General features: G+C 57.9%; 11 protein-coding genes and 1 tRNA gene. 6 read left to right on the top strand and 6 right to left on the bottom strand.

Annotation, left to right across the window (positions count from 1 at the left end; translation table 11 throughout):
- Window positions 1-190 precede the first annotated feature (190 nt).
- Both BMAGN_RS01575 and BMAGN_RS01570 read left to right on the top strand, forming a co-directional pair.
- Window positions 191-847: a Pr6Pr family membrane protein gene (locus BMAGN_RS01575; protein WP_022859673.1), complete on the top strand. Its 657-nt coding sequence runs from the start codon at window positions 191-193 to the stop codon at window positions 845-847.
- Window positions 848-1,005: 158 nt separating this feature from the next.
- A complete protein-coding gene (locus tag BMAGN_RS01570; protein WP_022859672.1) occupies window positions 1,006-1,530 on the top strand; it encodes an NAD(P)H-dependent oxidoreductase in 525 nt (174 codons plus the stop codon).
- 162 nt (window positions 1,531-1,692) lie between these two features.
- On the opposite strand, the gene tuf is transcribed toward BMAGN_RS01570, so the two are convergent.
- The 5 genes from tuf to BMAGN_RS01545 form a co-directional block, all read right to left on the bottom strand.
- Window positions 1,693-2,892 carry an elongation factor Tu gene (tuf, locus tag BMAGN_RS01565; RefSeq protein WP_022859671.1) on the bottom strand — a complete coding sequence of 400 codons (1,200 nt, stop codon included), beginning with the start codon at window positions 2,890-2,892 and terminating at the stop codon, window positions 1,693-1,695.
- 168 nt (window positions 2,893-3,060) lie between these two features.
- On the bottom strand, window positions 3,061-5,190 hold the full coding sequence (fusA, locus tag BMAGN_RS01560) for an elongation factor G (RefSeq protein WP_022859670.1): 2,130 nt from the start codon (window positions 5,188-5,190) through the stop codon (window positions 3,061-3,063).
- A 32-nt stretch (window positions 5,191-5,222) separates the two neighbouring features.
- Window positions 5,223-5,693, bottom strand: coding sequence for a 30S ribosomal protein S7 (rpsG, locus tag BMAGN_RS01555; RefSeq protein WP_022859669.1), 471 nt, complete (start codon window positions 5,691-5,693; stop codon window positions 5,223-5,225).
- Between the two features lie 5 nt (window positions 5,694-5,698).
- Entirely contained in the window at window positions 5,699-6,070 is a 372-nt protein-coding gene (rpsL, locus tag BMAGN_RS01550) for a 30S ribosomal protein S12 (protein WP_004269067.1), read from the bottom strand.
- Window positions 6,071-6,352: 282 nt separating this feature from the next.
- Complete coding sequence (locus BMAGN_RS01545) at window positions 6,353-7,363, bottom strand: zinc-binding dehydrogenase (RefSeq protein WP_022859668.1); 1,011 nt, start codon at window positions 7,361-7,363, stop codon at window positions 6,353-6,355.
- Between the two features lie 756 nt (window positions 7,364-8,119).
- Between BMAGN_RS01545 and BMAGN_RS01540 the strand changes: the two genes are divergently transcribed.
- Window positions 8,120-8,195 (top strand) — tRNA-His (locus BMAGN_RS01540).
- A 116-nt stretch (window positions 8,196-8,311) separates the two neighbouring features.
- On the top strand, window positions 8,312-9,520 hold the full coding sequence (locus BMAGN_RS01535; protein ID WP_022859667.1) for an ROK family transcriptional regulator: 1,209 nt from the start codon (window positions 8,312-8,314) through the stop codon (window positions 9,518-9,520).
- Window positions 9,521-9,536: 16 nt separating this feature from the next.
- Here BMAGN_RS01535 and BMAGN_RS01530 read toward each other — a convergent pair whose 3' ends face one another.
- Window positions 9,537-10,712 (bottom strand): glycosyltransferase, encoded by a 1,176-nt coding sequence (locus tag BMAGN_RS01530; protein ID WP_022859666.1) that lies wholly within the window; start codon window positions 10,710-10,712, stop codon window positions 9,537-9,539.
- 204 nt (window positions 10,713-10,916) lie between these two features.
- On the opposite strand from BMAGN_RS01530, the gene BMAGN_RS01525 reads away from it, so the two are divergent.
- Together BMAGN_RS01525 and BMAGN_RS01520 are read left to right on the top strand one after the other, a co-directional pair.
- On the top strand, window positions 10,917-11,840 hold the full coding sequence (locus BMAGN_RS01525; protein WP_022859665.1) for a carbohydrate kinase family protein: 924 nt from the start codon (window positions 10,917-10,919) through the stop codon (window positions 11,838-11,840).
- Between the two features lie 276 nt (window positions 11,841-12,116).
- The gene (locus tag BMAGN_RS01520) at window positions 12,117-13,412 is read left to right on the top strand and encodes an MFS transporter (protein ID WP_022859664.1); all 1,296 of its coding nucleotides are present in this window, start codon (window positions 12,117-12,119) and stop codon (window positions 13,410-13,412) included.
- The last annotated feature ends 173 nt before the right edge of the window (window positions 13,413-13,585 follow it).

Here is a 13,585-nt window from a genome sequence, read left to right as displayed (position 1 = left end):
CGTTTCAGCACCATTGTAAATTTCACGGGTTGGTTCCGTCCTTGGGGAAATTGGACGTTCATCATGAGAAAAAACGGTCTTGCAAAAACGATCACGATAAGAACGCGGCCGCGCGGCGCGGCAGACCCCACCCTACTATGGGTGCGGAAATCGCAAGATTTTCAGGCCCTGTCCTCTATGAAAGGAATTCATGTCCACGAATCGCACCGCGCAACTCATTGTCCAAAGCTTCTACGTGGCGCTTGGCATTGTCGGCATCTTCGGCAGTTTCGGATTGTATGAAGCCGATTTTGACGGCACGTTCTACACGTATTTCACGAACCTCTCCAACTATCTGTGCTTCGGCATCATGCTGGCTGAGCTTATCCAGACGGCACGCCGCAAAGGTGACGGTTTCGTCAAACTCTCCCCGCTTTTGAAATTCATTTCCACGATCGCCATTCTGCTCACGTTCTGCGTGTTCAATTTCATCCTCGCGGGCGCACCCGACCGTGATCCGCTCGACAATTACCAGATCACGTGCATTCTGTTCCATATGGTGCTGCCGCTGCTGTTCACGGCCGACTGGATCGCGTTCTACCGCCATGGTGCGGCGAACTGGACATACCCGCTGATTTCCACGATTTTTCCGCTCCTGTTCGTGGCGTTCGTCTATATTCGTGCGGCCGTCTTCCCTACCGCGGAAAACCTGTATCCCTACTTCTTCCTTGATCCGGGCCAGCAGGGCGTAAGCGGCGTGATCCGCTGGATTCTCATTTTGTTGGTCGCCTTTATTGTGTTCGGCTACCTGTTGATGGCGCTCGACCGCGCATTGGGGTCGCGTAGTACCAAAATTGAACGAGATTAAGCGCGACTAAGCAAGATCGTGCAAGAAATGACGCGCCGCGCCGGAATATTCCCATATCACCCACATGCAAATCGTTCTGGCGCGGCGCCTTTGCGCGTTTTACAATCGCCGGAGAAAATTTGCCCGTGACATGTAAGGAATATAAGGAGTAAGCGACCATGAAAACATCCGTAATGGTATTCCATCCGAACCTGGACAAATCCCTCGCCAACAAGGCGCTGATGCGCGCCGCACAGGCCTCGGGAGACGACGTGACGGTGCGCGACATGTACGCGCTGTACCCCGATTTCCATGTGGATGTAGCTGCGGAACAGCAGTTGACGGAGGCGAACGACCGCATTGTTCTTCAGTTCCCGCTGTACTGGTACAGCTCCCCTGCCCTGCTCAAGCAATGGGAGGACGATGTGCTGACGATGGGCTGGGCGTACGCAGGAACGCACCAGCTGGAAGGCAAGCATCTGATGGTGGCCGTGACCACGGGAGGCTCTGAAGAAACCTACCAGTTTGAAGGACGCCAGGGTGTGACGATGGATCAGTTCTTGCTGCCGTTCAAGAGCATGGCGCACCGCGTTGGCATGGTATACGAGGATCCGTTCATTGTGCACAGCGCCACGCCGAAAACGTTGGACGAACAACATCTGCGTGAAGTGATGACGGCATACAACGAACGCCTGAAGCACTGATGTAATGGCTTAGAGTGTGGAGTGTCATATTGACGCGCCACACTCCCGGCAATCCATGCAACTGCTGCTTACCACGACAGAAAACCCCCGGACCCTTGCGGATCCGGGGGTTTTCGTTCCTAACAGCTACTTAGGGCATGTCAGATTTTCGCGAGATTGAAATCAGGCGAGGATCTTGGTGACACGGCCCGAGCCGACGGTGTGGCCGCCTTCACGCACTGCGAAGGTCAGGCCCTCTTCCATAGCGATCGGCTGGATCAGCTCGACCGTGAAGGTCGCGTGATCGCCCGGCTGCACCATTTCGACGCCTTCCGGCAGCGTGATGACGCCGGTGACATCGGTGGTACGGAAGTAGAACTGCGGACGGTAGTTGGAGAAGAACGGCGAGTGACGGCCGCCTTCATCCTTCGTCAGCACGTAGACTTCGCCTTCGAACTTGGTGTGCGGGGTGACGGAGCCCGGAGCAGCCACAACCTGGCCACGCTCCACGTCGGTACGGTTGATACCGCGCAGCAGCAGACCGGTGTTGTCACCAGCCTCGCACTCGTCCATCTGCTTGTGGAAGGTCTCGATGGAGGTGACGGTGGTGGACTGGGTCGGGCGAATGCCGACGATCTCAACGTTGGTGTTGATCGGCAGACGGCCACGCTCAACACGGCCGGTCACCACGGTGCCACGGCCGGAGATCGTGAAGACGTCTTCGATCGGCATCAGGAACGGCTTGTCGAGGTCGTGAACCGGCGTCGGGATGTACTCGTCGACGTAGTTCATGAGTTCCTTGACGGACTCAACCCACTTCTCGTGATCCGGGGCGTCGTCGTGCAGGGCGCCGTAAGCGGACGTGTGCACAACCGGGCAGTCGCGATCGAAGCCGTTTTCGTCGAGGAGGTCACGGACCTCTTCTTCGACGAGCTCGATGAGCTCTTCATCGTCGACCATGTCGCACTTGTTCAGAGCAACGAGGATCTTCGGGACGCCAACCTGACGAGCGAGCAGCACGTGCTCGCGAGTCTGGGCCATCGGGCCGTCGGTGGCAGCCACAACGAGGATGGCGCCATCCATCTGAGCAGCGCCGGTGATCATGTTCTTCACGAAGTCGGCGTGGCCCGGGCAGTCGACGTGAGCGTAGTGACGCTTGTCGGTCTGGTACTCGATGTGAGCGATGTTGATGGTGATACCACGCTGCTGCTCTTCCGGAGCGGCATCGATCTGGTTGAAGTCGTAAGCCGGGTTGACATCCGGGTACTCTTCGTGCAGCACCTTGGAGATGGCGGCGGTCAGCGTCGTCTTACCGTGATCGACGTGGCCGATGGTGCCAATGTTAACGTGCGGCTTAGTGCGCTCGTACTTTTCCTTTGCCATGTGTTTCTGTCCTCCTGGACGGTTCGTAGTACGCCTTGTATATGCAAGGCACTTGCTACATTTTACTGAGTTTCTTGGTTTTCGCCACTCGAAGCTTGAAAAACCCCGCTCAACATTACAAAATCTTAACGTTGAGCGAAGACTACAGGCAACTCATGGCCAGCGCGATCACTCGCCGCGCTGAGCCTTGATGATCTCGTCGGCGACAGCCTTCGGGACCTCTGCGTAAGAGTCCATCTGCATGGTGAACATTGCGCGGCCCTGCGTCTTGGAACGCAGATCGCCAATGTAGCCGAACATTTCGCTCAGCGGCACCTTGGCGTCGATGACCTTGACACCCGTGGAGTCGGTCATGGACTGGATGGAGCCACGGCGTGCGTTCAGGTCGCCCATCACGTCGCCCATGTACTCTTCCGGAGTACGCACTTCCACGGCCATAATCGGCTCGAGGATGACCGGCTTGGCCTTCGGAGCGGCTTCCTTGAACGCCATGGAACCGGCGATCTTGAAGGCCATTTCGGAGGAATCCACGTCGTGCACCTGGCCGTCGGTGACGGTCGCCTTGACGCCCACCACCGGGAAGCCGGCGAGCACGCCGGATTCCATGGCTTCCTGCACACCAGCATCGATCGAAGGAATGAATTCCTTGGTGATGTGGCCGCCGGTGACCTCGTTGACGAACTCGTAGGTCGCGCCCGACTCGGTGTCGAGCGGCTCGAAGTTCATGAGGACCTTTGCGAACTGGCCGGAACCACCGGTCTGCTTCTTGTGCGTGTATTCCTGGTTCATGACGGCCTTGCGGATCGTCTCGCGGTATGCAACCTGCGGCTTGCCGACGTTGCACTCCACCTTGAACTCACGACGCATACGGTCGACGATGATGTCGAGCTGCAGCTCGCCCATGCCGGAGATCAGGGTCTGGCCGGACTCTTCGTCCGTCTTCACCTGGAAGGTCGGATCTTCGTCGGACAGCTTGGCGAGAGCCAGGCTCATCTTCTCCTGATCGGCCTTGGTCTTCGGCTCCACGGCCACCTCGATCACAGGATCCGGGAAGGTCATGGACTCGAGGGAGATCGGGTTCTTCTCATCGCACAGGGTGTCGCCCGTGGTCACGTTCTTCAGGCCGACGAACGTGTAGATGTTGCCGGCTTCAGCGGACTCTACCGGGTTTTCCTTGTCGGCGTGCATCTGGAAGATCTTGCCAACGCGTTCCTTCTTGCCCTTCGTGGAGTCGAGCACGGTATCGCCCGGCTTAACCACACCAGAGTAGACACGCACGAATACGAGCTTGCCGTAGAACGGGTGGGTCGAAATCTTGAAGACAAGAGCTGCGAACGGCTCGTTGAAATCAGGCTTACGATCAATCTCGATGGATTCATCGGACGGATCGAAACCGCGAATAGCGTCCACGTCCTCTGGGCTCGGCAGGTAGTCGACCACAGCGTCCAGCATCGGCTGCACGCCCTTGTCCTTGAAGGCGGAGCCGCAGAGCACCGGGTAAGCTTCACGAGCGATCGTGAGCTTGCGGATGGCGCCGCGGATCTCTTCTTCGCTCAGTTCGCCGGTCTCGAGGTACTTCTCGATGAGCTCTTCGTCGGACTCGGCAACCTGGTCGAGCAGTTCGGAACGGTACTGTTCCGCGCGTTCCTTGAGGTCGTCCGGGATTTCCACGGTGTCGTAGTGAGCGCCCATGTCGTCCTTGACGTCGTTCCAGACGTAGGCCTTCATGCGGATCAGATCGACAACGCCGGCGAAGTCGTTCTCAGCGCCGATCGGCAGCTGCACGACGAGCGGGGTTGCGCCCAGCTTCTGCTTGATGGTGTCCACCGAGTAGTAGAAGTCAGCGCCCAGCTTGTCCATCTTGTTGATGAAGCAGATGCGCGGCACGCCGTACTTGTCGGCCTGACGCCACACGGTTTCGGACTGCGGTTCCACGCCTTCCTTACCGTCGAACACAGCAACAGCACCATCGAGCACACGCAGGGAGCGCTCCACCTCGGCCGTGAAGTCCACGTGGCCAGGGGTATCGATGATGTTGATCTGGAACTTCTCGCCCGTGTCGTGGGTCTGGCGGTTCCAGAAGCAGGTGGTAGCTGCGGACTGAATGGTGATGCCGCGCTCCTGCTCCTGAGCCATGAAGTCCATCGTCGAGGCGCCATCGTGCGTCTCGCCGATCTTGTAGTTCTTGCCGGTGTAGTACAGAATTCGCTCAGTGGTCGTCGTCTTACCAGCATCGATGTGAGCCATGATGCCGATGTTGCGAACCATGTGCAGATCAGTAAGCACGTCTTGTGCCATGATTTTTCCTTAGCTCTTCGTTTCTCGACTAATTACCAGCGATAATGAGCGAAGGCCTTGTTGGCCTCGGCCATCTTGTGCGTGTCTTCGCGACGCTTCACGGAAGCGCCCAGACCGTTGGAAGCGTCGAGGATCTCGTTGGCGAGACGCTCGGCCATGGTCTTCTCACGACGAGCACGGGAGAAATCGGTCAGCCAGCGCAGGGACAGCGTGTTTGCACGAGCCGGCTTGACTTCGACTGGCACTTGGTAGGTGGCGCCACCGACGCGGCGGGAACGCACCTCGAGGGACGGGCGGATGTTGTCCAGAGCGCGCTTGAGCACGGATACTGGTTCCTGGTCCGTCTTCTCCTTGACCATGTCAAGAGCGGAGTACACGATGTCTTCGGCGATGGACTTCTTGCCGTCGAGAAGAATCTTGTTGATGAGCTGGGCCACTACCGTGGAGCCGTAGATCGGATCCGGAAGCAGCTGGTGTTTCTTGGAAGGTCCTTTACGTGACATGTCTCTTACTTCGCCTTCTTTGCTCCGTACAGGGAACGACCCTGCTTGCGGTCCTTAACGCCCTGGGTATCGAGTGCGCCGCGCACGATGTGGTAACGCACGCCCGGCAGATCCTTTACACGACCGCCGCGCACGAGCACGATGGAGTGCTCCTGCAGGTTGTGGCCTTCACCCGGGATGTAAGCGGTAACTTCAATGCCAGAGCTCAGGCGCACACGAGCGACCTTACGCAATGCAGAGTTCGGCTTCTTCGGCGTGGTGGTGTACACACGGGTGCACACGCCACGACGCAGCGGGCTTCCCTTAAGAGCCAAAGTCTTGGACTTCTTCGGCTTTGCCTTACGTCCTTTACGGACAAGCTGTTCAATAGTAGGCAACTTGAATTCTCCGATTCAGTGGTTTCTATTCTCTTCTGTGAGACCGCCACGCTGCAGCCCACTTCCACTGTTCGGATTGAACAAAAAAGTGTAATAAGCCACTGCCCACCGGCCCGATGGCCCTCTGTTCTCTCTGCAGCACATTACTGTGTGAGGTGATAACGAACTCGGGGATATCCCAACTCATGCTCCTGTTACATAAGGCGCATGGCTGGCACACACGAGTATCTAGTATACGCACACCTCGGACAACTGTCATGGGTCGCCACGCCGAAATCCCGCTTAGAACCGCAACGCGATTTTGCCGAACATCTCGCTGTCGATCACGCGCGCGAACGCTTCGCGGGCTTGCGTATACGGCAGTTCGTCGGCGATGCACGGCACAAGGGTGTTATGTTCCACGAAGCGCAGCAGTCTGGCGAAATCGTCGCGCGTTCCCATGGTGACGCCCTGGATGCGCAGATCTTGGAAGAAAATACGTGTCAGTTCCGCACCCGGCATGTCTCCCGTGGTCGCGCCGCATACAGCAATCGTGCCGCCCGGACGAACCGAGCGCACAGAATGGCCCCACGTAGCGGAGCCCACTGAATCCAGCACGGCGTCGACTTTGTGCGCGAGCCTCGCTCCGGATTCCACGGCCATATCCGCGCCCAGTTCCAGCGCGCGTTCACGTTTGTCGGCGCTACGCGAGGTGACGAACACTTCCAGCCCGGCCGCATGAGCCAGCTGTATGGCGGCACTTGAAACGCCACCTCCCGCCCCTTGGACCAGTACGCTGTCTCCGGGCTTGAGATTCGCTGCACGAAACAGCATGCTGTAGGCCGTCAGCCAGCTTGTTCCCAACGCCGCGGCCTGCGCCGGGTTCAGGTGCGCGGGCTTGGCGAACAGGTTTGCCGCGGGCACGCTCGTATAGCCGGCCATGGTGCCGGGGTATCGTTCCGAAAGAATCGACCGGCGCTCCCCCGGCGCCACGCCGCTTTCCGTTCCGGCCGTACCTTCCGCATTGCTGCCGACCACCGTATAGGCCACGACTTCGTCGCCCGGTTTGAGGTCCGTCCTGCCGTCCGCTTGGGTTTCCAGTACTCCGCACACGTCCGTGCCGAGAATCATTGGCGTCTGTTTGGCGCTCAGTCCCACGCCGCGCAGACTCCATACGTCATGATGGTTGACGGTGACAGCTTGCGTACGGATCGGCACCCATTCCGGCCGCGCGGTGGGTTCGGGCATATCCGTGACCTCAAGCGCGTCAAGCGGATGGTCTGGATTGATTGATGCTGCGATTACGGCTTGCATGCGGATCTCCTTTGATCGGCAACTGGTTTGAATGGTACGTTGCCTTTCATCATGGCCGACCGGCGCTTGGAAATCAACAGGCTTCCCTGGTGCTCCAATCTCTTCCGCATTCTTTCTTCTGCATTTTGAGACATAAACTGCGGCGTGTCTGTCGCAAAATGCAGAAGTTGGTACAAAAGCCCACCAATAGAACTAGTAAAAGATGCATACCATAAAAAAGAGGGGCGCCCCGCATTCATATGCGCAGGCGCCCCTCTTGTCCAGTATCGAACCGTTGCCGCGCATTTCCCGGTGCGGCTTATGACCACGGTTATCTACCTACTACTATGGTGCCCCGCAAATCTATGTACACGCTTCTGTCCTCGCGGAGCTTGATCCATTGTCTCTATTGCGTTTTCCTAATGCCAAACTTCGCCAATATTGAGATATGGCCGACTTCTTGAGCATGCCATGCTGTCTATTGATTCATTTATTGACAATAGTTACTCGTTTTAGTTGTATGTATCTGCCCCCCCTTAGAGGCTCCATATATACGACCTTGGATCAACACTTCTAAATATACGCGTCAATAGGTTGAAATCATTAGGTTTTTATACTGTGAGATAACAATCGTCATATAATTTTCGGGGGGGGGTATTGACGGGGTTATTAACGGGGGGCATTTTCACTCGCTGCGACACGCCGCGATTGGCGAACTTTTGAAATCCGTGTATAGTTTTCATTCGTTGCTTGAAGCTCACGCCTCAAGGAATCATGGTGGATATAGCTCAGTCGGTAGAGCATCTGATTGTGGTTCAGAAGGTCGCGCGTTCGAACCGCGTTATCCACCCCACAAGGAAATCCGGAATCGCAAGATTCCGGATTTTTTGTTATGCCAACGCCGGCACACGTTACACTGGAACACGTTGGTTCATCTTTGTATTGATATTCAGGATTCGTGAGGATTCCATGGCGAACACGCATCTTTCCCAGGCAACATTATCGGAACACAACCGTTCCCGCGTTCTGCACCATCTATACCGCCACGGTGTCGAATCGCGCGCCAACATTGCCAAAGCGCTGGACTTGACGCCCGCCGCCATCACGAAAATCACGGCCAAACTCCTCGACGCCGGCGTCATCGAGGAAACGGGAGATCTGGAAGGCGCACGCAACCGCCGTTCCATCGGACTTCATTTGAATACCGCCAAATTCCACGTGGCCAGCGTGAAATTCGCACGTTCGCTGGTACAAATCAACGTATTCGACTTGGCGGGCACGGAAATTCACAGCGAGGAACTCACGTCGATCGAACATACGGAAATCCCGCAAACCATCGCCACGATTCATGAACGTCTGGATGCGCTGCTGCGCGACGATCCGCAGATCATCGCCATCGGTATGGCCGTTCCCGGACCGTACTTGCGCAGGGAGGGCCGCACCGCCATGGTCTCGTCCATGCAGGAGTGGCGTTCGGTGAACTTTATTGACGAGTTCTCACAGGCGTTCCGTGTACCCGTATTTATGGAACAGGACGCACGCGCGGGCGCCCTCGCCTACCGTCTGTTCGACGCGGCGCACGAGAACCGCCATCTCGCCTATTATCTGATCGGCGAAGGCGTAGGCCTGGGCGTCATCGACCACGACGACACGATCAACGGCGAACTTGGCGCAGCCACCGAAATCGGACATGTCAGTATCGACATGAACGGACGCGAGTGCGAATGTGGCAACCGCGGCTGCCTTGAACGCTACTGCTCCGCCGTCGCCATCCACGACGAACTCAATGCGCGGCCGGAACTTGTGCCAAATTCCGCTTCCCTGACGCACCGCAAGGCGTGCAATGCGCTGTTCGAACTCGCGAATTCGGGTAACAGCGACGCCATCGAACTCGTCCAGCGCATCGGTACATATGTGGGCTACGGATGTGTCACGATTATCAACGCGTTCAATCCCAAGCGGATCATTATTGGCGACATTGTCTCGGGTGGCGGCGAGCTGCTGCTCAGCGCGGTACAGCGCGTGGTCAACGAACGCGTCATCCCCGAACTCGCCGCGCGCACCACGATCATGCTGTCCGAACTGCCGGCGGACGCCACGGTCACGGGCGGCGCCGCGGTGGCCATCGAAGCACTCCTGTCCCATCCGGGCGCCTTTATGGACGACTTGGCGAGCTGATAGCCAGGCAACACGGCTACCGCGCCACCAACACTTCCCGCTCCATCTCCACGAACTTGCGCACGCTCAACGCCACGGAATAATGGTCCTGCGTATGGCGCGCATAGACGGCGCCCCACTTGTTGAGCTTCTCGGGATGGTCGATCCACCAGTCGATACGCTGGGCGAGCATTTCCACATCGCCCGCCACATACGACGATTCATTGCATAGTGCGAACTGCCCCGAGGCGCTGGCGGCCGAGTCGGAAATGACAGGCACCAATCCGCTCGCCATCGCCTCGATTACGGACACCGACTCGAGGTCGGCGATCGACGGGTGGCAAATCAGGTCGGACGAATGCAACAATTCGGGCATCGTGACGTTGGCGTGGAAGCCGATGTCCGCAGGGCGCTCCAGCAACCGGTCCGCCTCTTTTTTGACACGTTTGGCGATGGGCCCTGTCCCCGCAATTGTCAAATGGATGTCGGGCGCATGGTTGCAGCGCGAAATGGCGTGGATGAGCTCAACCTGGTTTTTCTCGTTCGACAGGCGCCCCGAAGCGACAATCTCCACGGGAACCGACGGACCTTGCGCCCCGGGACGTTGCGTCTTGGGAGTGAAGCGCGGGTCAAAACCGTTGGAAATCACACGGATCGGCTTGCGGTATCCGTGCTGGCGCAGCAGTTGCGCGCCCAGCTGCGTGGGCACATGGATGGCGTCCACTTTCGAGTACAGCCAATGCCAGAACAGCCGGTAAATGAACGCCGTCATGCCCGGCACATGGCGCAAGGGCCCTGCCGAATACAAAATGTTCTCAGGTTGGATATGGAAGCCGGCCGTCACGGGAATGCCCATATCGCGCGCCACCTTCACCGCCTGCTGGGAAAAATTGAACGGCATGTAGACATGCACCACATCCACACCGTCGAACGCGCGCTTGAAAAGTTTGGTGTCTGGCTTGGCGAAGCGCATTTGCTGCTTGGACGCTATCCAGCTCACCAGCGGCACATGGTTCTCTTTGGCAGAGTACTGCGGCGCACCAATACCCACCAACCGCACCGTATGGCCCTGGCGCCTCAACTCCTGGGCCCACTGCAGCGCCGAATTCGAGGTGCCGTTGCCCCTGTTGCCCACCGTGTCCAGAACCAGGGCGATGGTCAGCGGCCGATCCGCCTGCACATTGCCGTCATTTCTGCCGAGATCATGATTCATGGAACATCATCCTAGCGATCCCGTACCGGACGCAACGATGTTTTCTTCCCGCCAAATTTCAACGGACACGCCGTTTCCTTGATTTATATATTTCTTGAGTTAATATATAAATAAAGTTAATCCATGATGATGTGGAAAGACTCAAGACAGAAGAAGAAGCCCAACACGTGTCGACTTTTGATCACACAAAGAGGTGCGGTTACTATGATTACGAACAACCCAGAAGTTTCCCAGAAGACCCCCCAGGTGCTCGCATTGGGCGAGCTGCTGTGGGACATGCTCCCCACCGGAAAGCGCGCAGGCGGCGCCCCGGTGAACTTTGCCTACCACGCCATGATGAACGGTACGGACAGCACCGCGGTAAGCGCGCTCGGCGAGGATTCCCTCGGCGACGAACTGCTTGAGCAGGCCCAGTCCGCCGGCGTGCGCACGATCGTCCAGCGCAACGCATGGCCCACCAGCACCGTGGAAGTGGCGCTCAAGGAAGGTATTCCGGAGTACACCATCGTCCGCGGTGTGGCTTGGGACCACCTGCTGCTGACGCGCGAACTCATCAACGCTGTGGAGCAGGCCGACGCCATCTGCTATGGCACGCTCGCGCTGCGCTCCCCCGAAACCCATGACACGATCGTCGAGCTGCTCAAGCACGCCAAGCCGTCGTCCATGCGTTTCTTCGACATCAACCTGCGCGGCGACCACTACTCCAAGGAACTGATCGAGGAGCTGCTGGGCTACGCCACCGTCTTCAAGATCAACGACGCCGAACTGTTGCTGCTGCGTGACATGTTCGATATCCGCGACTCCTCCGACGAAGAGGCTTGCCGCTGGTTCATGAAGGAGTTCGATCTGGACTACGTGATCCTGACCGCAGGCTCCGACTTCTCCACCATCTTTGCCCGCGGCGGCCAGACCTCCACCATTGCCACTCCGCATGTGGAAGTCGCCGACACGGTTGGTGCAGGCGATTCCTTCTCCGGAACCTTCACCGCTCGCATTCTTCTGGGCGACTCCCTCGCCCAGGCGCACCGCAAGGCCGTGAATACCGCGGCTTACGTGTGCACGCAAAACGGCGCGTGGCCGGAATACCTGACCCCGATGCCGGACTACACTACCGCAGTTGTAGACTGAGCGCATTCTTCGCGAATGCCTTCCCCTGTGCTCATGTGCTGAGTGCGCGCTGTTGCGGCGTCTTCTCCCTCATTTCAGACGCCTCAGCTACCACGGCTCACTCAGCACATTCAGCACGCCCTTTACTCTATTCTTTGTATGCCCATACGAGAGCGGCCCTGCTCGGCATACCCTTGCCAACCCTATATTTTTTGTTCCGCAACACTATTCGGCTGACTTGCTCAGGACCACCAATCCCCCGCCAACATTACTCATATTTCAAAGAGGAAACAGATTATGAGCAATTCAGTGTCGCAGCCGGCAGCCGCAACCGCCGGTAAGACTCAGCAAAAACAAGGTTTCGGCAAGCTTGCCCCCGTTATGCTCGCGTTCTTCGTCATGGGCTTCGTGGACCTGGTCGGAACCGCCACCAACTACGTCAAGGGCGAGTTCAGCCTCTCTAACGGAACCGCCAACCTGTTCACCACGATGGTGTTCTTCTGGTTCCTGATCCTGTCCGTACCGACGGGCGTGCTCATGAACCGCATCGGCCGCCGCCGCACGGTCCTCTACTCTATTCTCGTCACGCTCGTCGCCATGGCGCTGCCGATTATTGCCTACACGCTGTGCACGGGCGGCGTGCGCCTCACGCTTATTGTGCTTTCGTTCGCCTTCCTAGGCATTGGCAACACGTTCATGCAGGTATCGCTCAACCCGTTGCTGACCGTGTTCGTCAAGGGCGACCGCCTCGCTTCCACGCTGACCACGGGCCAGTTCGTCAAGGCTTTCGCTTCCCTGTTCGCCCCGTACATCGCCGCTTGGGGCTTTGAACACCTGCACCACATGTGGTGGATCCTGTTCGTGATCTACTTGGCGGTGGGCATCATCTCCTACATTTGGCTCGGTCTTGACAAGATTCAGGAGCCGGCCCCGGACAACGGCACCACAACCATCGGCAAGTGCTTCAAGCTGCTGTTCTCCGACCATATCGTATTGCTCTGCTTCCTCGGCATCGTGGCCCACGTGGGTGTGGATGTCGGCATCAACGCTCAGGCTCCGCGTATCCTCATGGAGCACACGGGCATCGCGCTGGCCACTGCCACGAGCGCCACGATGGTCTACTTCATCGCCCGTATGATCGGCTGCTTCACGGGTAGCTTCGCACTGCAGAAGATCAACAACAAGATGGGTCTGCGCATTTGCGGTGTCATCATGACCGTCTCCGCCATCTGCTTCGCCATCTTCACGGTCACGCCGTCCAACCCGCCGATCTGGCTGTTCTGGGTCGCCGTCGCGCTGATCGGTTTCGGCAACTCCAACGTGTTCTCGCTGTTCCTGGCCCACGGCCTCGAATACCGCGCCGACCGCCAGAACGAAGTCTCCGGCCTTATGCTCATGGGCCTTATCGGTGGCGCCATCTTCCCGCCGCTGATGGGTGCCGCTGCGGATGCCATCGGCCAGTTCGGCGCCGTGCTCGTCATGGCTGTCGGCTGCCTGTATGTGCTCGTGATGGGTTTCGGCTACCGTTTCATGGATCACCGTCGCCACGCTACCGTCTCCGCTGTCAAGGAGCAGCAGGAAGCGGCCCGATAGCCGGATAATCCATTAATAATTAATTACTAATCCCCCTGTGGTCCGTGGTGCAGCACTGCGCCGCGGACCTTTTGTTTTCTCTTGTTTTCAATTTCCCGACGGTTCCGGTTTTCTCCAATTTTTCTCGATCATCATCCGCATGATTATCCGTTCCGCTTACGCATATTGGTCGG

Origin of the sequence: Bifidobacterium magnum, assembly GCF_000741255.1 — a bacterium.
Lineage (GTDB): Bacteria > Actinomycetota > Actinomycetes > Actinomycetales > Bifidobacteriaceae > Bifidobacterium > Bifidobacterium magnum.
This window is presented reverse-complemented; position numbering and strand designations above follow the sequence as displayed.